We start from the raw sequence: 22,746 nt of genomic DNA on the forward strand, positions 1-22,746 counted from the left end.
GATTACGTCATTAATGCCCCTAAAGAAAGAACCCTCCATACAGAAGCGCACCTGCAATTACGAAGGCAGGATGGACATTTAATCTTTCAATCAGAAAATAACTGAGAAATACAATAATTGCAGTTGGAACGAACCCGATCCCAATATAGGATTCACTCAAAAAGTTCCATGCCATGACACCAAGCAATATGGCAATAACCGGCTGGACGAAAAGCGTCAGCCTTTTTACCTTTGGGGACTGCTTATATTTTATTAGAATGCCGCCAAGTAGTATCATCAATATCAAGGAAGGGGCGACATTTGCAAACACACTGACAATCGACCCGAACACCCCGCCAACTTCATAGCCGATATAGCCGGCCATTTTTGTAGCGATTGGTCCTGGAAGTGAATTTCCGAGGGCTAATACTTCTCCAAACTCCTGTACGGTCATCCATTCATATCTCTTTACAACTTCATTTTCAACGAGCGGGATGGATGCAGGCCCACCACCATATCCGAGAATACCAGGAATAAAGAAAGCTAGAAACAGTTGAAAATAGATCATGCCTTATCACCTTCTTTACTACCAACATCTTCGTTTCTATTATTTACCGGAAGTGACAGAGCTAGTATCAGTAACACAGCGATTACAATTCCCGGGTGAATGTTCAGTACTTGCAGGAATAGAAAGACAATGATAATCATCAGAAGTGCTTTTCCCCATCCGAAGCCTCTCCCTGCCTTTTTGGCAAATTGCCAAGTAAGTACAACCATCATCATTCCGACGACTGGAACAACAGCTGCTGTCATACCCTGTACCCAGTCAAAGTCACGAATACCGGAAAGTGAAGTCAGCAAAATAATCATCAAAAGGATGGTAGGTAAAACCGAAGCTACTAAGGCATTAATCATCCCGATCGCCCCCGAGACCCGATACCCTACGTACCCCGCCAATTTAGTCGCTATTGGGCCAGGTAATGTATTCCCAATCGCAAGAATTTCACCAAATTCCTCGTTATCCATCCATTTAAAATTTTCCACCACTTCTTTTTGAATAAGCGGGATGGATGCAGGCCCACCACCGAACCCAAGCATACCAACCCGAAAGAATGCAATAAATATATTCCATTGAGTTTTCATGCGTCACAAACCTTCTTCATTTATTCTGTCAGCTGTCATTACCAAGCTGCTACGGTACCATCTGTTCTCGATTCTGTCCCGCCGACCAATACACCGGTTTCGGGATTCCTCCATATAATCTGACCACGACCGAAGCTATTCGGCTCATGCTGTATTTTGACATCGTGACCTTTAGCTGCCAATTCCTGGGTAATATGATGTGGGAAGCGATTTTCCAATTCTACGGTTTTCCCTTTCATCCATTGCCACCTTGGTGCATCAAGAGCCGCCTGCGGATTTAATTCGAAATCCACCGTGTTCATCACTACCTGTACATGTCCCTGTGGCTGCATAAAGCCACCCATTACTCCAAACGGACCTACAGGCTGTTTACCCTTTGTAAGGAATCCAGGAATAATTGTATGGAACGTTCTCTTCCCTCCTGCCAGTGCATTCACATGAGCGGGATCCACCGAAAAATTATTCCCTCGGTTCTGTAAAGCAATCCCAGTACCTGGCACAACAATTCCTGAGCCAAATCCCATATAATTACTTTGGATAAAAGAAACCATATTTCCTTCCTTGTCTGCAGCAGACAAATAAACCGTACCACTTGCTGACGGGTCTCCTGCTTCAGGGAAAAGTGCTTCATCTCCGATTAATGCTCTGCGTTGCTTGGCGTAGGATTCATTCAAAATTTCTTCTGTAGATCGTTTCATATATTTTTCTTCGGTCACATGCTTGAGACCATCGGCATAAGCAAGTTTAATTGCCTCAATCTGTTTATGATATGTATCCGCCGAATCTTTCGTTTGAAACTCAAAACCTTTTAAAATATTCAACGCCTGCAGCGCGACAATCCCCTGACCGTTCGGAGGAATTTCCCACACATCGTACCCACGATAATTAACATGGATCGGATTGACCCATTCAGGCTGATACTCTTCCAAATCTTCTTTTGCCAGAAAACCGTCATTTTCTAATGAAAAAGCAGCTATTTTATCTGCGAGCCTTCCACGGTAAAATGACTCTGCACCCGTGTCCGCAATTTCCTCCAAGGTAGTTGCATGATCTTCAGATGACCAGACTTCCCCTACTTCAGGTGCTCTTCCCTCTGGAGCGAACGTTTTAAACCAATTTTCAAACGCTGCATCTGTTAACTTTTCTTTAAAGGAACGATAGGAAGCTTCCCAATACCTTCCGAGTGTAGGGGATATCGGAAAACCTTCTCTTGCATATGTAATCGCAGGCTCAAGAATCTCCTTAAATGGTAACTTTCCGAACCGCTTGGAAAGTTCTGCCCATGTTCCCGGTGCTCCTGGAACCGTAACCGGAATTAATCCGTGCGTTGGAATTTCATCTAATCCTTTTTCTTTAAGAGCATTAATCGAAATACGTTTTGGAGATTTCCCACTCCCATTCAGTCCATGCAGCTTGCCTTTTGTCCAAACGAGGGCAAAGGCATCGCTGCCAATTCCATTTGATGTAGGTTCTACTACAGTGAGACAGGCAGCCGTTGTAATTGCAGCATCAATGGCATTTCCCCCTTTTTTTAAAATTTCCAATCCCGCCTGGGCAGCCAATGGCTGGGATGTGGCCACCATCCCGTTTTTGGCATAGACCGGTTTTTGCGATAAAGGATATGGGTTTGATTGATTTGTACGAAACATTGTATTTCCCCCTCTGTTTGTATGATCCATTTATTATGGTGTCAGACAGATTACACCTGCTTAATTCTCCCCAGTCGCTGTAAATCACTCACAGCACTCTCTAATTTCTCCCACTTGCTAGCAAACTATTTAAATACTCTTGTTGCCTCGACAGCTTTCTGCCAGCCGGCATACAACTGATCTCGCTTTTCTTGTTCCATTTTATGAGTGAAGGTTTTCTCATTCTTCCATTGCATTGCTATCTCCGCTTTGTCCTTCCAATAGCCAACAGCCAAGCCGGCCAAATATGCAGACCCCAATGCTGTCGTCTCCTGTACGATTGGCCTTTCCACAGGCACCGATAGAATATCGCTCTGAAATTGCATCAGCAGATCATTTTTCACTGCGCCACCATCCACCCGCAATGTTTTCAATTCAATCCCAGAGTCAGCAATCATGGCATCAAGGACATCTTTTGTCTGGTATGCAAGTGCTTCCAATGTCGCCCGGATAAAGTGATTATTTGTGGTACCTCTGGTGAGACCAAAGACGGCACCTCTTGCATCGCTGTCCCAGTACGGTGTACCGAGTCCGACAAATGCGGGTACCATATAAACACCGTCCGTCGAATCCACTTTTGAGGCAAAAACTTCAGCCTGTGGTGCATTTTCTATCAGCTTTAAGCCATCCCGCAGCCACTGTACCGCTGACCCAGCCACAAAAATACTGCCTTCCAAAGCATACTCCACTTCCCCATTGACTCCCCAGGCCAATGTTGTAAGCAATCCATTCTCAGATACAACACCTGTTTTACCAGTATTCATCAGCATAAAACATCCTGTTCCATAGGTGTTTTTGGCCATTCCTTTTTCAAAGCACGCCTGTCCAAACAATGCCGCTTGCTGATCTCCTGCAATCCCTGCTATCGGAACTTCGTAACCAAAGAAATGGTAGGGCTTTGTATCTGTATAGATTTCCGAGGAATCGCGGACTTCCGGAAGCATACTTTTCGGAACAGTTAGGATCTCCAGCAGTTCATCATCCCACTTCAAATCGTAAATGTTAAACATTAATGTTCTTGAAGCATTGGAATAATCCGTAATATGAGTGGTTCCACCTGAAAACTTGTACACTAACCAGGAATCGATTGTGCCGAATAGGAGGTCCCCGTTATCGGCTTTTTCTCTTGCTCCTTCGACATTGTCCAGTATCCACTTTACTTTTGTGCCGGAAAAATAAGGATCAATCAGAAGACCGGTTTTATTGCGGAACAATTCTTCATACCCATTTTCCCTTAATTCCTTACATATCCCCTCTGTCTGGCGGGATTGCCACACAATCGCCTTGTAGATTGGCTTTCCTGTCGTTTTATCCCATACAACTGTCGTTTCTCGCTGATTCGTAATTCCGATTCCAGCTATCTGATCCGGGTTAATATCCGATTTCCTTAAAACTTCCGCAATACATGCAAGCACAGAATTCCAGATTTCATTCGCATCATGCTCAACCCAACCAGGCTGTGGAAAGAATTGTTCAAATTCTCGTTGGGCTGTCTCGACAATCATGCCATCATGATTAACAATAATTGCTCTGGAACTTGTTGTACCCTGATCAATCGACAAAATGTACTTTTTCCCCATAATAGCAACTCCTTTTAAGTCGTGCTAGATTACTAGTTTCTATTATACTTTATTTAGTGATTATTTTTAATTATTCCGTCTATTATTTCTTCGGACGCTCGGGTGCAATGACCTATAGCAGGCATTTCCAATCGGATTCTCCGGGTTTAATTATTAAAGATTATATTTCCCTTCTTACAGGCTTTTGGGGCAGTTTTATGGTCAGAAAACTTGGCATTCGCCAGGCTTCTAATAGAAAAACAGCCTGGATTGGTTCCAGACTGTTTTTGGTTGTTCGTACTGTTCTTATTTTTTCGGTAATACCGCATCGGTCGTCATGACCCACTCATAAATTTCATAACCTCTTGCACCCTGCACAACATACGGATCATTTTTTACAATAGCTTCGACCTCATCATAATTTTCAGCAATATAGATAACCATGCCACCAGTGCCATCCGCAAAACGGCCTTTGGCGAAGACTCTGCCTTCTTTTCCCAAATTCTCCAGATAATCCAAATGATCCTGACGATACTTCTGGCTTTTCCCCTCATCAAGCATCGGTGAAAACGCAGCAAAATATTTCATATGTAACATCCTCTCCTCTATCAATATACCCCATTATACCGCTTACATGAGGTGCCTGTCACTCCCCGGGTTTTGTCGAAATTTGTCTTTTTTGAGATGCGGGTACTGATATTGCACTCTTATGGAAGATATTTCTTCTCAATGGCTTATATCGCCCTCCTACGACACATTAAATACCAATTCAAACCTTCTCCCATCCCACCTACAACAAAAGCCCTGCCACTATCCCGGCAGGACTGCAACAAAGGCATCATTCACTAACCTTAATATCATATTTCCTGAGCCAGTAATCAATCTGGCACAGGTGGGCAATAAGCTGTGGTCCGCGCATGAGCTGACCATACCATGGATCTTTAAACTCTTTTCCTGCACTTTTTACGATAGCTTCCACCTTTGCTCGCTTCATAAATTCAAAGAGTCTTGCATCGGGATCATCCAAGATTACTTCCATCCACTTAACCACTTGCTCGGTATACTTCGGCTGGAACGTCCGTGGATATGGACTTTTCTTCCGATACAGTATTTCATCTGGCAGGATCCCTTCCATTGCTTTTCTTAGAATGCCTTTTTCCCTGCCTTCCAGGTTTTTCATCTTCCATGGAATATTCCATACATATTCGACAAGTCGGTGATCCGCATACGGCACACGGACTTCCAGGCTCGCTCCCATACTCATCCGGTCCTTACGATCAAGCAATTGAGCCATAAACCATTGGATATTCAAATAAAAAATTTCTCTTCGTCTAGCTTCTTCCGGATCTTCACCGTCCAGTTTGGGTGTTTCCGCTACCGTTTCCTCATACCGTTGCTGCACATACGATTTGAGGTCCAGCTTCTTTCGCCATTCCGGGAGCAGTAAATCGATCCGCGAATCAAGGGATCTCATCCATGGAAATCCATCTCCTGCCGCAATTGGATCATGAAACCATGGATACCCACCGAAAATCTCATCCGCACATTCGCCGGACAATGCGACGGTAGTATCTTCTTTAATACGCCTGCAAAACCATAATAAGGAAGAATCAATATCCGCCTGCCCCGGCTGATCCCTTACATCAACAGCTTCTTTTAATAGCGCTGCAAGCTGATCTCCCCGAATGATTTCATCGTGATGATCTGTTTTAAACTCCTTCACCATTTTTTCAATCCATGGCCTGTCACTGGAAGGCTGGAATTTGCTTGACTGAAAATGCTCATCATTACCTTCATAATCGATGGAAAAAGTCGCTAATGATCGACCATTGATTTCTTGAAAATAATTGGCAGCTATCGCGGTGATCGCACTGGAATCCAAACCACCGGATAAAAAGGTGGACACTGGAACATCCGCGACTAATTGACGCTGAACCGCATCAACAAATAACTCCCTCACCTTTTCAGAGGTTTCCTCAATTGAATCTATATGTGGCTTGCTGACCATGTTCCAATAGCGCCAAACCTTCAGACCATTTGTTGAAAAAATTAATGAATGTCCGGCACGCAGTTCTTTTATCCCTTTAAACAACCCATGCCCTGGAGTTCTGGAAGGTCCAAGTCCAAAAATTTCCGAAAGCCCATCCCGGTCGATTTCAGCATCCACATCAGAATGTGCCAGGATTGCCTTCAGCTCAGATCCAAAAACAAATTGACTTTCTTTTTCATAAAAAAATAATGGTTTTACACCAAGACGGTCCCGTGACATATATAACTGATTCTTTTCTTCGTCCCAAATACCGAATGAGAAGATTCCATTCAGATGGTCTACACAGTCTTCCTTCCATTCGATATAGGAGGTCAGTAACACTTCTGTATCCGATGCAGTATGAAATTGATAGCCTTTTTGCAGAAGTACTTTCCTTAAATCATCGGTATTATATAACTCTCCATTGTAGACAATTGTATAAGTACTACCATTCACTTCCTTGCTCATCGGCTGTTTTCCCCCTTCTAAATCAACAACCGATAGACGCTTATGTCCAAATCCCGTATGCCCATTCAGCCAATATTGTGTTGCATCAGGACCCCGCAAAGCCAAGGTTTCCGTCATTTTTTCCAATACTTCCTTTTGTGTGTCTGCCTTCCTGTTCCAGTCAACAAAACCTGTAATTCCGCACAAAAACTATCACCCTTTCTGATGCAACCTAGGTCTCCATCACATCGTATGCAAAAAGTGGGCTCGAGGTGAATCCTTCAAGTCTTAGGGTGCGTTGGATGTATACAGCCCGGTAAGTTTATGCTTTCCTGGCTCCAAAGAAAAAAACACCTCGGGAGAGCTAATCCTTCTCCAAGGTGTCAACCATTGACAAATCATCTATTATTTTGTGACAGATGAAATCAGATGGAAAATTTGTTTCGTTTGTTCAAACAGTAACTGCCCTGCTTTTTCCATACTCTCTTCCAATGTAGTTGGTTTATTGATAATTGAAAAACAACCAGCGAAGCTTTCTCGTAACGCTTCGCTGTCTCCCATTAAACTTCCGGAAATAAGAACCGCCGCCACGTTGTATTTTTTCGCAAGAGATGCTACAGAACCAGGGGCTTTTCCGTACAGCGTTTGTTCATCACTCTGCCCTTCACCTGTAATGACGAAATCGGCATTTTTGATTGATGTTTCCAAGTTCATCGTATTACCGATAAGTTCTGCACCTGATACAAGTTCTGAACCTATCACGAGAAAAGCGAATCCTAAGCCTCCTGCAGCTCCTGCACCAGGGATCTCTTTAATGGTTCTATTAATCTTGGATTCTATCAATTTTGAATAGCAGTCAAGAGCCTCGTCATATTTTTCAACCTGTTCTCGAGTTGCCCCTTTTTGTGGCCCATAGACTATACTGGCCCCACGGTTGCCGCAAAGAGGATTATTAACATCACATGCCACTTTAATAGTGACCTTGGATAAGCGACTATCCAAGTTTGTAAAATCAACATCTTTTATATGAAGCAAGTCTTTGCCGTAAGGGCCGGTAAGACAGTTGCTAGAATCCATTGACTTCATTCCTAAAGCTTGGAGCATTCCCAGTCCTCCGTCATTTGTTGCGCTTCCTCCGAGACCGATGATAAATTTTGTACATCCTTTATCCAAAGCGTGCAAGATAATTTCGCCAAGTCCAAAGGAGGTTGTGACATCGGGATTGCGCCTTTTTTTGGCTACCTGGAAAAGTCCGGCAATTTTTGCGTATTCAATAACTGCATTGTTCCCATCAATTATTCCATAGGCTGTTGGGATTTGGTCTCCCAATGGACCTGTGCAAGTCGTAGTAACAGTAACTGCCTTTGCAGCAGTTACCAGTGCTTCCAAAGTACCTTCCCCGCCATCTGCCATCGGTTTAGGAAGTATATTGGCATCAGGGTAAATCTCCATTATCGCTTTCTTCATTATGCTAGATGCCTCAATAGATGTAAGGCTACCTTTATATGAATCTGGTGCGATGACAATTTTCATAGCTGCCTCCCAATCATGATATCGCTTTCATAACAAGACACTTAAGAAGACCGCATTTGCAGCACTTCTCAATACTAAATATAGTTCTACCCGACGATATTAATTTCCTCACTATCACCAACAATGATTTTATCTGCCATTCCGATAAATAACCCGGTTTCCACTACTCCAGCAATTTCTTTTATATTCGTGTTTAACATAGCTGGATCAGTGATTACATCAAATGGGCAATCAAGTATGTAGTTTCCATTGTCCGTAATTAAAATTTCTCCATCCTTCTTTCTGAGCTCTGGAGAACAACCAAGCTTCGATATTTCATTTGCTGTGCGTTCCCAAGCAAAAGGAAGGACTTCAATCGGCAACGGATATTGCCCTAAATTTGTTACCATTTTTGATGAATCAACGATAATAATCAATTTTCTCGCCGCTTGGGCAATTATTTTCTCCCTGAATAAGGCTGCACCCCCACCTTTGATCAAATGGAGATTCTCATCCACTTCGTCTGCACCGTCAATCGTAATATCCAATTCTTTGACTCTTGCAAAATCTGTCAATGGTACTCCAAACTCATTTGCCCATTGTTCTGTTTGCATTGATGAAGGGATTCCTTCCACATCAAGACCGTTTTCCACCAGCTCTCCAAGCTTCCGAATCATCCAATAGACAGTCGATCCAGAGCCGAGACCTACCTTCATTCCGTCCTTCACAAACGTTGCAGCCTTTTCTCCAACCGCCTTTTTCATCTTTTCCTGTTCACTTAGCACCCAATCCCCTCCTACATTTTCTATCACCATTATAGCTTATTGATCCGAGTCAGCAAAATGGAAAAGGTCATGAAAAAAGGACTCGCTAGTCAGGCGAGCCCTTTTCCAAATACCTTTATTCTGGTAATACAGGATCTTCTTGTGTTACTCCAACCTCATGGAATGAATTATTCAAAATCCACTCTGCTTGGATAGACCAATCTGTTACACGGTTGTTGACCGGTACCAACTCAGCACGATAAAGAGTTGGGAAAACAGGAATCTCATCAACCATTAGTTGCTGCCACTCTTTATAGACATCGACACGATAATCAATATCCATCGCTTCCGGAGAGGCACCTTTTGCTAGCAATTCATCGTTTTCCTCACTAGCATAACGTGTATAGTTATAAGCAGCGGAACGTCCGTATAAACCATTTTGGTCTACGTCAGTACCAGTACCCCAAGCACCTTGATAAATATCAATGTCAGGATCGTCTGCTTCTACACGGTCATAGAAACTGTTGAATTCCATCAAACGTCCATCAACAAGTTCAACCTTAAGTCCTACTTGTTCCCATGCTTGAATGTAATAGTTTGCAATCGGCTCTGCTACATCGCCACCTGACATCGATGCAAAATTTATAACGAGCTCTTCACCATCTGGGTTTTCACGAATGTTATCTCCATCAACATCAACGTAACCAGCTTCATCTAAGAGACGGTTTGCTTCTTCTTGATCATAACTTGGAGTTTCAATTGTCGGATCATGATAATCAGGGAACGCAGGGATGATTAAAGTTGTACCAGCCCAGCGAAGTCCATTATAGAACCTTTCACCAACTGTATCATTATCAACCGCATGCCACATCGCACGACGCAAATTAACATCTGCCATTTTCGCATTTGGATCCGGTACTACTTCACCAGCTTCTTCATCCCATGAACCTAACTTAAATCCGATATAGGTATATGCTGTATCAATTTGTCCCAAGAACTCGACATTTGTTAAGTTTTCCTCAACATCTGGATATTGATCAGTTGGGAAACTATCTACAACGTCGACGCCACCTGTTTCCAACTCATTTGCTACCACTTGTGGTGCAACAACTTTAAGTGTAATACCATCAAGCTTTGGCGCCCCTCGCCAGTAATCTTCATTGGCACTATATGTCACTGACTCACCAGGAGTAATTGTTTCTACTTTAAATGGCCCAAATCCAATCGGGTTAACACGTACCGCATCTGATTCTGCCATCTCTTCGATAGGAATCTCTTCAAAGATATGCTTTGGCAGTGGTGATGTCCACAGCCCACTTGCAAGTAGTGAAGGGTTTGCATTGGTGAATGTAACACTTAGCGTCTTATCATCAACAATTTCAAGCCCTTCGATTGCATCTGCTTCACCGGCATTATATGCTTCCATTCCTACAACATCTTCAATGTAGTAATAACGTACACCAGTATACTCTGGACTTCCAATAACTTCATATGCAAAAGCTAAATCTTCCGCTGTAACAGGTTCACCATCATGCCAGTTAACATTATCACGAATCATGAAAGTTACTGTTACAGTACCGTCATCATTTTCTGTCAATTCCCACTCAGCCGCTCCGTCTTGGGTATAGTTAAAGTTATTATCTATTGCTAATAGGTTCTCGTCAAAAAACTTTAGAACTTCATAGTCTGGATTACCTTCATAAAATACACGGTTTAAAACACCTTCAAAAACCGTATCGGAAACTAAACCATAATTTAGTGTACCGCCTTCAATTGCTTCGCCTTCATTAGTTTTATCGACATTAAAATCATCGATCGAGTACAAACCATCAGTGTCTTCTTCCTCTTCTTCTGCTCCTTCTTCTGTACCTTCTTCTGTTTCTGTATCAGTACCCGTGTCTTCCTGTTCATCATCTGAACCGCTGCATGCCGCTAAAACTAGCAGGAAAACTAACATAAGAGCCAGTAAAAGCTTACTTAAACTTACTTTCTTCATCCTTATAACCTCCCCTTTTTTATCACTTCTTTTTCTTCTGGCAATCAGTTCATTTCAACTGATTGATATATACTCAACACCAATACAAGGATATATATTGATGTAGGTACCAATCATGGGTATTGCTTTAAACCTGCCATAAGCATTCATGCTAACCCCTTCTTTGACGCGAATCGGTTGCACGTCGTAATGCTTCGCCAACATTTCTTACTGCAAGCATCAATACTAAAATCAATACTGCTGCCGGTGCCCAAATCCACCATCTGAATTCAAGTGTTTGTGGATTTCTTGCATAGCTTAGTAAAGTCCCCAAACTTGGGGTTGTCTCCGGAAAACCGAAACCTAGAAAAGAAAGCCCAGATTCCAAACCAATGTTTGCTGCCAAATTCAATGTCATGGTTACAATGATAAGTGATGTTATATTCGGCAGCACTTGTGTAAAAATAATCTTGAAATCTGATGAACCAAGTGTTTTTGAGGCTTGAGCATAGTCCAGTTCTTTCTCCTGAAGCGCTTTTGAACGTATCAGCCTGGCTATTCCCATCCACGAAAAGGCCGTCATGATTAATGAGAATGTCAGCGTGTTATAGCTTGGGACTAACGATACAAACACGATAACGATCATAATAAACGGTAATATTAGGAAAAAATCTAAAATACGCATCATTATATTATCAATGTGACCACCGAAATACCCGGCAACGAGACCAAATGTCACCCCAATCAATCCGCTGAATAATGTTACGAGAAAGCCAATCAGCAAGGAATTTCTCGTTCCTATGATCAACTGACCAAACACATCCCGACCACCATAATCTGTTCCCAATATAAACTCATCAGAAGGCGGCTCGTTAATCGCGAACAAATCTACTTTAACGATTTCACGCTGGTCTAATACTAGTGAAATACCGAATACCGCAACTGTAATTAAAACTAAAAATATCAGAGAAACGAGTGCTAATTTATCTCGAACAAGTTCACGCCAGAGGACACGTAGTGCTGATGGACTTTTCATGTGATCCTCCACGATTCTGTTATTGATTTCCATTATTTTCACCTCAGAGTCTATCGAGTTTCTATTTAATCCGGATACGTGGGTCCACAAGGCTTAAAATTATATCGGATAACAATGCTCCTAATATAGAAGCTATCCCGAATAAAAGAACGAGGGCAGTTACAACACTATAATCACGCAATAAAATTGTTTCAAGGAACAAAGCCCCCATGCCCGGATAGCCAAATATCTGTTCGATAAAAATTGTCCCCGAGATTAAAGACGTAATCTCCCATCCAAAAAATGCCGCAATCGGTAATAATGAGTTTCTTAGAATATGTCTATTGTAGACCCGAGATTCAGAGGCTCCTTTTGCTCTGGCAGTAACAATAAAATCCTTCTGCTTCGTATCGACAATCTCACTTCGTAAATATTGCACAGTAGAAACGGTTGCAATTAATGCCATCGATAAAGCCGGTAACAGTAAATGGTTAAATTTGCTAATTACATACTCCATCGTACCTGGCGTCAGTCCTGGCTGAACACTTCCGCTCGTCGGAAACCATCCAAGCTGGTACCCAAACACCCAAACCATAAACAATGCAAAGATGAACAATGGTGTTGCAAATCCTAAATACGTATAACCAGTAATTCCCTGATCCAATAATGTATCATTATAACGTCCACTTGTAATACCTAGTGGCACTGCAATGATATAAGTGAAAATTAATGTAACTAATGAAAGCCAAAACGTATTAGCGATTCGTTGACTCAATAGTTCCGTAACATCCATCTTAAATCGGAACGACTGGCCCAGATCACCTTGCAAAATACCGGCTACCCAGTCTCTATATTGGATATACCATGGATTATTCAGTCCCAATCTTTCCCTTATTTGTTCCTTAATCTCAGGACTGACATTCGGATCAACCTGGCCTGTCAGAGCATCCCCTGGCATCATTTGTGCCATGAGAAACACTAAAACACTTAATAGTATAATTTGAGGTAATGTTATCAAAAGTCGTCTTACTATGAATTTCCACATATACTTATCAACCTTTCCCCGGAAGAGCAACCAGATGAGTATCAGATATGGGCTGCAATCCGTAAGCTAGACCCTCGCTGTCAAAGTAGTCATCATAAGAATGCTCATATTCCTTCTGTACTTCTTGGCGGAACTTAAATTGATCCGCACGATTTCTCGGATTAATGTCAGGTATGGCAGCAATCAGTCGCTTCGTATAAATATGCTGTGGATTATTGAAAATATCTTCCTTTGTTCCCTGTTCAACATATCTGCCTTTATACATGATCGCTATGTCATCACACATATGTTTTACGATTCCAAGATCATGACTGATGAACAAATATGTCAGGTTTAATTCCTTTTGAATATCCTGCATAAAATTCAAAACCTGGGCCTGTACCGAAACATCGAGTGCTGATACGGGCTCATCGGCAATAATCAATTTTGGCTTTAAGGCGATAGCCCTGGCAACACCGATCCGCTGCCTTTGTCCGCCTGAAAATTCATGTGGGTATTTTAAAATGCTTTCTGGGCTCAACCCTACCATTTCCATCAATTCTTGAATGCGCTTTCTTTCCTCAATTTTAGAAAGGTTTTCGTAATTACGGAGTGGCTCAGCAACAATATCGATAACCCGTTTTCTTGGATTTAATGAAGAGTAAGGGTCCTGGAATATCATTTGAATATCTTTTCTGACATTTTTTGTCTTGCTTTTTTTGGAGGTGATATCTGTCCCTTCAAATAAAACCTTGCCTGATGTAATATCATTCAGCCCGATTACCGCTCTTCCGGTTGTTGTTTTTCCTGATCCAGATTCTCCAACTAGACCATAGGTTTTCCCTTGTTCAACCGAAAAGGTAACACCGTCAACTGCTTTAATATAATCTACCGTACGATTAAAAATTCCACCTTTGATCGGGAAGTGTACCTTTAGATCTTCAACTTCAAGAAATCCCATTTGTTTGTTCCTCCTTGCTCTCTTCAGGGAAGTAAAAATGTGCATGACACGTACAGCGCACAAAGTGACCCTGTGAAACCTCATGCAACACAGGATTCTCTTCATGTGCAGACTCATCAATCCATGGTATGCGTGCTGCAAAACGACAACCCTTACGAGGGAGGTTTTTCAATGATGGCACAATTCCCTGGATAACGTGAAGTTTGTCCTGCCCCTCTGCAGGGACGGAATTCAAGAGTGATTTTGTATAAGGATGCAAAGGATTCTCAAACAATGTCGTAACATCGGCAATTTCAACAATTTGACCTGCATACATGACAGCAACCCTGTCAGCCATCTCAGCGACTACACCCAAATCATGTGTTATCAGGATAATTCCAGCATGTATATCTTCCTTCAGCTTTCTTATCAGATCCAGAATTTGAGCTTGGATTGTAACATCCAATGCTGTCGTCGGCTCATCGGCAATTAACAGCTCCGGTTTGTTGGCAATCGCGATTGCAATTACAACGCGCTGTCTCATCCCCCCGGATAGTTCATGTGGAAATTGTTCATACACATACTCCGGACGAGGGATTCCAACCATGTTTAACAATTCAATTACACGTGCCTTACGTTGTTTCGAAGACATATCTAAATTATGAAGCAGTAACGCTTCCGCAATTTGATCGCCAATTTCCATTAATGGATTCAGCGCTGTAAGTGGGTCCTGAAAAATCATTGCCAAATCGTCGCCACGGAGATTGTTCATTTTGGAAGGAGCGAGTTTTACAAGTTCCTGATCTTTCAGTTTGATGCTTCCCTCAATTTTTGCCCGATTGTGTAAACCCATTATGGAAAAAGCGAGCGCACTTTTACCTGAACCGGATTCACCCACAATACCTAAAACTTCATTTTTATTTAAAGTTAATGTCACATCATCTACAGCAGCGTGGTATTCGTCACCAATTCTGAATGATGTAGTTAGGTTTTTAATTTCTAATAATTCGTTACCCAAATTAATCCCCCTAAAGATCTTAGTTAGTTGACTATGGAATACCTTCTCGATTTTTGGAAAGGTTACAATTTTTCATCAGGAAAAACGGTTGGCGCCATAACAGGCACTTTTTATGGGTTTTTTTACCATAACTGAACGTTCTGAAATTTATGGCTATAAATAAATTCTTCTTGAGAATAGTTCCAAATTAAAGATGAATTTATCAATCTAGTATATCTGATTTGTGATTTTTCTAAAAATTTAATATAGGATATGTTTTGCTGCTACTGCCTATTTTTGCTCTGTATTTACATATTTCCTGTATTTTGCTTCCAAGTCTCGATCATTTCCCGGATTTTTTTACTAGAAAAAAATTGAAACATCCGAAATCTAATCGTAAATAAAACTTAATATATGAATAAATTATAATTGAGGGTTTTTATAAAAGCAATACGTTTTCATAAAAATTAACAGTAGTGTATTCAAACAAATGACGCTAATTATTTAAAAAACAGGGAGAATCCTTATTTTAAAAGGCTTTAGCAAAATGGAAAATTTTATATTTTTTTAAAAAATTTTTCGCAATTTGGGAAATCCTTGTTTGATATTATCGTATTTTGTCATTTGCACATTGCTCTATTATTCTATTTTAATGCACAACTCTGATACAAACCTTGGGAATACTGCCCCTCCCTTCAATCCCCTTTTTCTTCCTATGAGAAAAGTGAGCGTTATTTGTATGGCTTTTGGCAATGCAAAAATAAAAAAACCTCCCATTTTTCTTCTTAAAAAATGGGAGGTTTTCATATTAATCTACAAAGCCACAAAGGTTTTTTTTCTTATAGGATTTACACTTTCAGCAAGTTGCTGAATATTGGACATCGTACCAATATCCAGATTTCCACCACTTACGACGATTCCACAATGCCGTGATTTTATCTTGTCATTGTGGGTAAATAAGGCTGCCAATGCAGCTGCTCCAGCGCCTTCCATCAATGTTTTATTGCGTTCCAGCATATAAACAATGGCAGAAGCAATCTCTTCATCCTTTACCGTAATGATATCATCGACATATTCCTGAATAATCGGCAACGTCAGCTTCCCAGGTTCTTTCACCGCAATTCCCTCAGCAATTGTAGAAACTTTTGATAGGCTCTTTACAGTGCTGGTATGAAAGCTTTCATACATTGCAGTAGCGCCCTCTGCCTGAACACCGATAACTTTCATATTCCTGTTTACATGCTTGGCTGCAACAGCAATTCCACTGATCAATCCGCCACCGCCAATTGGTACGAGAATCGTATCGATCCGGTCTTCCTGGCGAAGCATTTCCATTGCAATTGTTCCCTGTCCTGCCATAATATCGTAGTCATCAAAGGGATGAATATAAGTTGCTCCGGAAATTAACTGATGTTCGATGGAGGCCTGATAAGCTTCCTGGAAGCTTTCTCCTGTAAGCACCACTTCCGCACCATAATTACGGGTTGCATTTACTTTTGCCAATGGGGTACCTTCAGCCATAAATATGGTTGCTTTTACCCCTAACTTGGCCGCTGCATGCGCTACTCCCTGGGCATGATTTCCTGCCGAAGCGGTAATCACCCCTTTGGAAAGTTCCTCCTCCGTTAGCTGCATCAGTTTATAGCTTGCTCCTCGAAACTTGAATGCACCGGTTTTTTGCTGGTTTTCCATTTTGCAGTATACATTTTTACCTACTATATTATCTGTCGTATGTGATGTTAATAATGGTGTACGATGAACAATGGGTGCAAGCCGCTTCATTGCATGGTATACCTTATCACCCGTTAAGCAATCCCCAAGACAAGTCACTCTCCTTTAATGGTTAAAACATTAGATTCTATTATTCTCATATGCTGTAATTTTATCTTCCTGAAGCAATGTCAACGCAATATCATCCCAGCCATTCAGAAGCTTTTCCTTATGGTATTCCGGAATATCAAAACTTATGACATTCCCTTCATCATCTGTAATGTGCTGATTTTTCAAGTCAATGGACAATACGAAAGTTGAATTCTCGGCCTTTTGCATCCATTGGTCTAATTGTTCTTCTTTCATTTTAATAGGAACAATCCCATTCTTCAATGCATTATTATAGAAAATATCTGCAAAACTGGGAGCAATAACGACCTTAAAACCAAAATCGGTTAATGCCCATGGTGCATGTTCCCTCGAAGAACCACAACCAAAATTCTCGCCAGCCATTAATATTGAAGCATCCTTATATGGCGGTTGATTCAAAGCAAAATCCTCTCTTGGATTTCCATCATCATCAAAACGCCAATTGTAAAATAAAAATTGCCCAAATCCGGTTCGTTCTATTCGTTTCAAAAATTGCTTTGGTATGATCTGGTCCGTATCAATATTTGAACGGTCCAATGGATAGACCAAGCCTTTATGTTCCTGAATCGCCTCCATGAAATGCTACCCCCTAGTTTAATACTCCAGACATTTTACGTACATCAACGAAATGTCCTTCTATAGCAGCTGCTGCAGCCATTTCAGGACTTACAAGGTGTGTACGTGCGCCATTTCCCTGTCTTCCTTCAAAGTTCCGGTTCGAGGTAGAAGCACAGCGGCCACCCGGAGGAACAATATCATCATTCATTCCAAGACACATGCTGCACCCGGAATCACGCCATTCAAATCCTGCTTCGGTAAATATTTTATCCAAACCTTGTTTTTCCGCTTGAAGCTTCACACTGAAAGAACCAGGTACAACGATTGCCTTTACGTTATCTTTCACTTTTCTGCCTTGAATGATGGATGCTGCCTTTTGCAAATCGCTTAAGCGGGAGTTTGTGCACGAGCCAATGAACACATGATCTATTTCTATAGAAGTAATCGGCTGATTTTCCTCGAGACCCATGTAATCTAGCGCACGTTTTACATCCTCTTTATATTCCACTTCATCCAAGTTTGGTGTGCTTCCCCCAACAGGAACACACATCCCCGGGTTTGTTCCCCATGTCACCTGTGGTTCGATTTCTTCTGCATGGATGACAACTGTTCTGTCATACTCAGCACCATTGTCAGTAGCCAAATCCAACCATTCGGCAGCCACACGTTCAAAATCTTTCCCTTTCGGAACATATTCTCTACCTTCCAGATACTCAACTGTCGTCTGATCCGGGCTTATCAACCCAGCCCTCGCACCAGCCTCGATAGACATATTACAAATAGTCATACGACCTTCCATCGACAGGCTGCGGATTGCATCACCTGTATACTCCATCACATACCCTGTACCGAATCGGACACCAAACTTGGCAATAATCGCCAGAATCAAATCCTTTGCGGTTACCCCTGGTCCAAGATTGCCTTCAACTTTAACATTCAGCGTTTTCGGTTTTTCCTGCCAAATCGTTTGCGTTGCAAGAACATGTTCCACTTCACTCGTTCCGATACCAAATGCAAGTGCCCCAAATGCACCATGCGTGGAAGTATGGCTGTCACCACAGACGATAGTTTTACCTGGCTGTGTCAAACCAAGTTGAGGGCCGATAACATGAACAATCCCTTGATCCGGATGAAACATATCGGCCAATTTAATTCCGAAATCTTCACAGTTTTTTCTTAGTGTCTCCATCTGTTTTTTGGAAATTTCATCCTTGATAACAGTTCTGTTTTTGGTTGGAACATTATGATCCATTGTTGCATAGGTTAAATCCGGACGACGGACCTTGCGATTCGCCAGGCGTAGACCTTCAAATGCCTGGGGTGAAGTTACCTCATGCACCAAATGCTGGTCAATATACAGCAAGTCAGGCTTACCCTCTTCCTGATGTACCACATGTTTGTTCCAAATTTTTTCAATAATCGTTTCCGGTTTTCCCATTGACTTTCACCCCGCTCTAGACATATGAATTGCATATCGAATCAGAGATGCGATTTGTACTTAAATTCTCAAGTACAATCTCTGTTAATTTCCGTGTGCTTACTTGTTTACCATTTTTTAAATTCAAATCTGGCGTATGGTATCCTTGTTCCAGTGTTTCACTTACTGCTCTTTCCATTTCGGAAGCTTCCTCTTCCATACCGAAAGAATATCGGAGCATCATCGCAGCAGATAGGATCATGCCAAGTGGATTTGCTACACCTTTACCTGCAATATCTGGTGCAGAGCCATGAACCGGCTCATAAAGTCCTACATTATCGGATCGGACACTTGCAGATGGAAGCATTCCCAGTGATCCGGTCAATACAGAAGCTTCATCACTCAAAATGTCACCGAAAAGATTTTCAGTAACAATGACATCAAATTGATTAGGCTGGGTAATCAGTTTCATAGCCGCCGCATCCACCAATAGATGTTCCACTGTCACATCCGGATATTCTTTTGCTTTTTCATTAACTATTTCACGCCACATCCTGCTTGATTCAAGAACGTTTGCTTTGTCAACTGAAGTGAGATGCCCGCTTCGGATTCTTGCACTTTCAAAGCCTTTCTCAATAATCCGCTCCATCTCTGTCCGATGGTAGTAAAGAGTATCTACGACGGCATTTCCATTTTCGACACGTTCACTTGGCTCACCGAAGTAAAGACCACCAGTCAACTCACGGATAATCATGATGTCACTATCCTTAATAACCTCTTCCTTTAATGGGGAGGCATGGAGCAGGGGAGCGAATCCCTGTACCGGTCTAAGGTTGGCAAAAAGTCCAAGTGATTTGCGGATGGCGAGCAATCCCCTCTCCGGACGCAGGTGGACAGGAATGGATTCCCATTTAGGACCTCCAACTGCACCAAGCAAAACGGCGTCCGCACTTTGACAAGCATTAACTGTATCCTCAGGTAATGGTACGCCATACTGATCGATGGCATCCCCACCAATTGCCTGTTCATGAAATGTAAAATGATGATTGTACTCAGATGCGATAGATGTTAACACTAGCTTTGCAGATTCCATTATTTCTTTTCCGATACCGTCACCCGGAAGAAGAACGATTTGCTTATCCATAGCTGAGGTCCCTCCTTATTTATTCGTGAACGTGGTTTTCAATTGAGACTCACTTCACCAATTCTTTCTTTGCTGTTGTTTTCGTTTTGATGATATAACGATTCACTGCGTTAATAAATGCATTGGCAGATGCTTGTAAAACATCCTGTGCTGAACCTCTGCCATTTACCGTTTCTCCATTTACGATCAACTGTACATGTGACTCGGCAAGCGCATCCTTGCCCCCACCAACTGAGTTCAGCTGGTAGTCTACCAATTTTATTTTCTCTTCTATTAAACTATCTATTGTTTTGTACAATGCCTCAACACTACCTTGACCAGGACAGGAAGTTTTTACGTTCTTTCCTTCCGGGGTTGTTAAGACTACTGTAGCAGTAGGAACATTTTCAGTACCATATTGCACCTGGAAATTTTCCAGATGGTATTTATTTACCGTTGAAGAGTCGGTTTTGATTTCCATTACAATCGTATACAGATCATCATCAGTGACTTCTTTCTTATGGTCGGTTAATTTCTTGAACTGGTCAAAGGCATTCTTCAATTCATCCTCTGTCAGCTCCACACCAAATTCTTTAACCTTATCTTTAAAAGCGTGACGCCCAGAATGTTTCCCAAGGAATAAAGTGTTGGAGGTTACCCCAACCAGCTCTGGCGTAATGATTTCATAGGTTTCAGCATTTTTCAGCACACCGTCCTGATGGATGCCTGACTCATGGGCAAAAGCATTTCTTCCTATAACCGCTTTGTTGGCCTGCACATACATTCCTGTCAGCTTAGCCACTAGATCACTTGTACGTTTGATTTCATCTAATTTTAGCCCTGTTTCATATGGATAATAATCAGAACGTATTCTCAATGCTACAGCTACTTCTTCCAATGCTGCATTTCCTGCACGCTCCCCAATTCCATTAATCGTACCTTCCACTTGAGTGGCACCATTTTCAACTGCTGCAATCGAATTGGCTACAGCCATTCCAAGATCATTATGGCAATGACAAGACAGTGCCACTTGATCGATGTTCGGGACATTTTCTTTGATATACCTAAATAATTTCCCGTATTCAGCCGGTGTTGTGTATCCAACTGTATCTGGCAGGTTAATGACAGTTGCACCTGCATCAATTACTTTTTCAATAATCTGGGCAAGGAATTCCCAATCCGACCTTGTCGCATCTTCAGCAGACCACTCGATGTCAGTAAATTTCTGCTTCGCATAGGAGACCATGCTGACAGCTGTTTCCATAACTTCTTCAGGAGTCTTTTTCAGCTTATATGTCATATGGATTGGTGATGTAGCTACAAAGATATGGATTGCAGGTCTTTCCGCACCTTTTAATGCTTCCCATGCTATATCGATATCTGACTTAATCGTTCTTGCCAACCCTATGACCGAAGTATTTTTAATTGTATCTGCAATAGCTTTTACTGCTTCAAAGTCACCCTGGGAGGAAGCAGGAAATCCCGCTTCCATCCGGTCAACTCCAAAACGCTCCAGCTGTCTTGCGATTTCAAGTTTTTCCAATTTATTCAGGTTGACCCCTGGTGATTGCTCTCCGTCCCGTAGTGTTGTGTCAAAAATCTTAATTTGTGACATTTGCCTTCACATCCTTCTGTTTGGATTTAACTGGCTGTTTAACAAAAGGCATTAACTCACGGAGCTCCCTTCCAACAGTTTCGATCTGATGTTTATTTTCCTTATTATTAATTGCATTGAACTGTGGACGTCCTGCCTGGTTTTCAAGAATCCATCCTTTGGCAAATTTACCATCCTGAATATCTGTCAGAACATCTTTCATTCTTGCTTTTGTATCTTCATTAACTACACGAGGGCCAGAAACGAAATCTCCCCATTGTGCTGTATCAGAGATAGAATAACGCATATTTTCCAGTCCGCCTTCATAAAGAAGATCAACAATCAGCTTCATTTCATGCATACATTCGAAGTATGCAACTTCCGGCTGATATCCTGCCTCTGTCAATGTTTCAAAACCTGATTTAATCAAGCTTGTAACACCACCGCAAAGAACTGCCTGTTCTCCAAACAAATCTGTTTCGGTTTCTTCCTGGAATGACGTTTCCAATACACCAGCTCTTGCAGCACCGATTCCTTGTGCGTATGCCAAGGCAAGCTCTTTTGCATTACCCGTAACATCCTGATAAACACCATATAATGCTGGTACACCTGCACCTTCTTCATAGGTTCTTCTTACAAGGTGTCCCGGCCCTTTAGGAGCTACAAGGAATACATCAACGTCTGATGGAGGAACAACCTGGTTGAAATGAATATTAAAACCGTGTGCAAAAACAAGTGCATTACCAGGCTGTAAATTTTCTTTTATGCTCTCTTCATAAACTTTTGGCTGCATTTCATCGGGCAGCAGAATCATAACCACTTCAGCCTGTTGTGCAGCTTCTGCTACTGAATATACTTCAAAACCATCTTCTTCTGCTTTTTGCTGTGATTTTCCTGCTCTTAGTCCAATGACAACATCATATCCGCTCTCACGAAGGTTTAATGCATGTGCATGACCTTGTGATCCGTATCCTACAACTGCGATTTTTTTACCTTCCAGAACCTCTTTTTGAATATCTTTCTCGTAAAGTACTTTAGCCATTTAAAATCTCCCTCTCCAATTATCATTTTTGTAGTTTTTATAGTTTTATTTATAGGAATAAATACGATGTCTGCAATGTC

The 22,746-nt window shown here is 41.8% G+C and carries 19 protein-coding genes; all 19 read right to left on the minus strand.

Features of this window, described 5'->3' with window-relative positions; translation table 11 throughout:
• Positions 1 to 19: 19 nt before the first annotated feature.
• The 19 genes from A4245_RS14065 to ilvC all read right to left on the minus strand — a co-directional run bounded on the left by A4245_RS14065 (position 20) and on the right by ilvC (position 22,666).
• Entirely contained in the window at positions 20 to 547 is a 528-nt protein-coding gene (locus A4245_RS14065) for a chromate transporter (RefSeq protein ID WP_067728988.1), read from the minus strand.
• On the minus strand, positions 544 to 1,122 hold the full coding sequence (locus tag A4245_RS14070) for a chromate transporter (protein ID WP_067728990.1): 579 nt from the start codon (positions 1,120 to 1,122) through the stop codon (positions 544 to 546). Before A4245_RS14070 ends, A4245_RS14065 begins: the two co-directional genes overlap by 4 nt.
• Positions 1,123 to 1,160: 38 nt before the next feature.
• Positions 1,161 to 2,771 (minus strand): gamma-glutamyltransferase, encoded by a 1,611-nt coding sequence (gene ggt / locus A4245_RS14075; RefSeq protein ID WP_067728991.1) that lies wholly within the window; start codon positions 2,769 to 2,771, stop codon positions 1,161 to 1,163.
• A 125-nt stretch (positions 2,772 to 2,896) separates the two neighbouring features.
• A complete protein-coding gene (gene glpK / locus A4245_RS14080; protein ID WP_067728992.1) occupies positions 2,897 to 4,390 on the minus strand; it encodes a glycerol kinase GlpK in 1,494 nt (497 codons plus the stop codon).
• Between the two features lie 285 nt (positions 4,391 to 4,675).
• On the minus strand, positions 4,676 to 4,957 hold the full coding sequence (locus A4245_RS14085; RefSeq protein ID WP_067728993.1) for a YciI family protein: 282 nt from the start codon (positions 4,955 to 4,957) through the stop codon (positions 4,676 to 4,678).
• Between the two features lie 250 nt (positions 4,958 to 5,207).
• A complete protein-coding gene (asnB, locus tag A4245_RS14090; protein ID WP_067728995.1) occupies positions 5,208 to 7,052 on the minus strand; it encodes an asparagine synthase (glutamine-hydrolyzing) in 1,845 nt (614 codons plus the stop codon).
• A 198-nt stretch (positions 7,053 to 7,250) separates the two neighbouring features.
• Positions 7,251 to 8,378, minus strand: coding sequence for a glycerate kinase (locus A4245_RS14095; protein ID WP_067728997.1), 1,128 nt, complete (start codon positions 8,376 to 8,378; stop codon positions 7,251 to 7,253).
• A gap of 86 nt (positions 8,379 to 8,464) precedes the next feature.
• Positions 8,465 to 9,142 carry a ribose-5-phosphate isomerase RpiA gene (gene rpiA / locus A4245_RS14100; protein WP_324609862.1) on the minus strand — a complete coding sequence of 226 codons (678 nt, stop codon included), beginning with the start codon at positions 9,140 to 9,142 and terminating at the stop codon, positions 8,465 to 8,467.
• A 115-nt stretch (positions 9,143 to 9,257) separates the two neighbouring features.
• On the minus strand, positions 9,258 to 11,117 hold the full coding sequence (gene opp4A, locus A4245_RS14105; RefSeq protein WP_067729002.1) for an oligopeptide ABC transporter substrate-binding protein: 1,860 nt from the start codon (positions 11,115 to 11,117) through the stop codon (positions 9,258 to 9,260).
• Between the two features lie 151 nt (positions 11,118 to 11,268).
• On the minus strand, positions 11,269 to 12,165 hold the full coding sequence (locus tag A4245_RS14110) for an ABC transporter permease (protein ID WP_067729003.1): 897 nt from the start codon (positions 12,163 to 12,165) through the stop codon (positions 11,269 to 11,271).
• Positions 12,166 to 12,193: 28 nt separating this feature from the next.
• The gene (gene opp4B, locus A4245_RS14115; RefSeq protein WP_067729006.1) at positions 12,194 to 13,156 is read right to left on the minus strand and encodes an oligopeptide ABC transporter permease; all 963 of its coding nucleotides are present in this window, start codon (positions 13,154 to 13,156) and stop codon (positions 12,194 to 12,196) included.
• Positions 13,157 to 13,163: 7 nt separating this feature from the next.
• A complete protein-coding gene (locus tag A4245_RS14120; protein ID WP_067729010.1) occupies positions 13,164 to 14,096 on the minus strand; it encodes an ABC transporter ATP-binding protein in 933 nt (310 codons plus the stop codon).
• Complete coding sequence (locus A4245_RS14125; protein WP_067729013.1) at positions 14,083 to 15,093, minus strand: ABC transporter ATP-binding protein; 1,011 nt, start codon at positions 15,091 to 15,093, stop codon at positions 14,083 to 14,085. Before A4245_RS14125 ends, A4245_RS14120 begins: the two co-directional genes overlap by 14 nt.
• A 792-nt stretch (positions 15,094 to 15,885) precedes the next feature.
• Complete coding sequence (gene ilvA, locus A4245_RS14130; RefSeq protein ID WP_067729014.1) at positions 15,886 to 16,854, minus strand: threonine ammonia-lyase; 969 nt, start codon at positions 16,852 to 16,854, stop codon at positions 15,886 to 15,888.
• A 69-nt stretch (positions 16,855 to 16,923) separates the two neighbouring features.
• Complete coding sequence (leuD, locus tag A4245_RS14135; protein WP_067729016.1) at positions 16,924 to 17,508, minus strand: 3-isopropylmalate dehydratase small subunit; 585 nt, start codon at positions 17,506 to 17,508, stop codon at positions 16,924 to 16,926.
• A 13-nt stretch (positions 17,509 to 17,521) separates the two neighbouring features.
• Entirely contained in the window at positions 17,522 to 18,928 is a 1,407-nt protein-coding gene (gene leuC, locus A4245_RS14140) for a 3-isopropylmalate dehydratase large subunit (RefSeq protein ID WP_067729018.1), read from the minus strand.
• A 16-nt stretch (positions 18,929 to 18,944) separates the two neighbouring features.
• Positions 18,945 to 20,051 carry a 3-isopropylmalate dehydrogenase gene (leuB, locus tag A4245_RS14145; protein WP_067729020.1) on the minus strand — a complete coding sequence of 369 codons (1,107 nt, stop codon included), beginning with the start codon at positions 20,049 to 20,051 and terminating at the stop codon, positions 18,945 to 18,947.
• 49 nt (positions 20,052 to 20,100) lie between these two features.
• The gene (locus tag A4245_RS14150; RefSeq protein ID WP_067729022.1) at positions 20,101 to 21,645 is read right to left on the minus strand and encodes a 2-isopropylmalate synthase; all 1,545 of its coding nucleotides are present in this window, start codon (positions 21,643 to 21,645) and stop codon (positions 20,101 to 20,103) included.
• The gene (gene ilvC, locus A4245_RS14155; protein ID WP_067729024.1) at positions 21,632 to 22,666 is read right to left on the minus strand and encodes a ketol-acid reductoisomerase; all 1,035 of its coding nucleotides are present in this window, start codon (positions 22,664 to 22,666) and stop codon (positions 21,632 to 21,634) included. Before ilvC ends, A4245_RS14150 begins: the two co-directional genes overlap by 14 nt.
• Positions 22,667 to 22,746 lie beyond the last annotated feature (80 nt).

It is taken from the genome of Oceanobacillus damuensis, from assembly GCF_001618145.1.
Taxonomy (GTDB): Bacteria; Bacillota; Bacilli; order Bacillales; family Amphibacillaceae; genus Oceanobacillus; species Oceanobacillus damuensis.

What these genes read in the sequence shown, in the direction of transcription:
- A4245_RS14065 (WP_067728988.1), bottom strand. Translation starts at nt 547, where the DNA reads ATGATCTATTTTCAACTGTTTCTAGCTTTCTTTATTCCTGGTATTCTC.
- A4245_RS14070 (WP_067728990.1), bottom strand. Translation starts at nt 1,122, where the DNA reads ATGAAAACTCAATGGAATATATTTATTGCATTCTTTCGGGTTGGTATG.
- ggt (WP_067728991.1), bottom strand. Translation starts at nt 2,771, where the DNA reads ATGTTTCGTACAAATCAATCAAACCCATATCCTTTATCGCAAAAACCG.
- glpK (WP_067728992.1), bottom strand. Translation starts at nt 4,390, where the DNA reads ATGGGGAAAAAGTACATTTTGTCGATTGATCAGGGTACAACAAGTTCC.
- A4245_RS14085 (WP_067728993.1), bottom strand. Translation starts at nt 4,957, where the DNA reads ATGAAATATTTTGCTGCGTTTTCACCGATGCTTGATGAGGGGAAAAGC.
- A4245_RS14095 (WP_067728997.1), bottom strand. Translation starts at nt 8,378, where the DNA reads ATGAAAATTGTCATCGCACCAGATTCATATAAAGGTAGCCTTACATCT.
- opp4A (WP_067729002.1), bottom strand. Translation starts at nt 11,117, where the DNA reads ATGAAGAAAGTAAGTTTAAGTAAGCTTTTACTGGCTCTTATGTTAGTT.
- A4245_RS14110 (WP_067729003.1), bottom strand. Translation starts at nt 12,165, where the DNA reads ATGGAAATCAATAACAGAATCGTGGAGGATCACATGAAAAGTCCATCA.
- opp4B (WP_067729006.1), bottom strand. Translation starts at nt 13,156, where the DNA reads ATGTGGAAATTCATAGTAAGACGACTTTTGATAACATTACCTCAAATT.
- A4245_RS14120 (WP_067729010.1), bottom strand. Translation starts at nt 14,096, where the DNA reads ATGGGATTTCTTGAAGTTGAAGATCTAAAGGTACACTTCCCGATCAAA.
- ilvA (WP_067729014.1), bottom strand. Translation starts at nt 16,854, where the DNA reads ATGAAGCGGCTTGCACCCATTGTTCATCGTACACCATTATTAACATCA.
- leuD (WP_067729016.1), bottom strand. Translation starts at nt 17,508, where the DNA reads ATGGAGGCGATTCAGGAACATAAAGGCTTGGTCTATCCATTGGACCGT.
- leuC (WP_067729018.1), bottom strand. Translation starts at nt 18,928, where the DNA reads ATGGGAAAACCGGAAACGATTATTGAAAAAATTTGGAACAAACATGTG.
- leuB (WP_067729020.1), bottom strand. Translation starts at nt 20,051, where the DNA reads ATGGATAAGCAAATCGTTCTTCTTCCGGGTGACGGTATCGGAAAAGAA.
- A4245_RS14150 (WP_067729022.1), bottom strand. Translation starts at nt 21,645, where the DNA reads ATGTCACAAATTAAGATTTTTGACACAACACTACGGGACGGAGAGCAA.
- ilvC (WP_067729024.1), bottom strand. Translation starts at nt 22,666, where the DNA reads ATGGCTAAAGTACTTTACGAGAAAGATATTCAAAAAGAGGTTCTGGAA.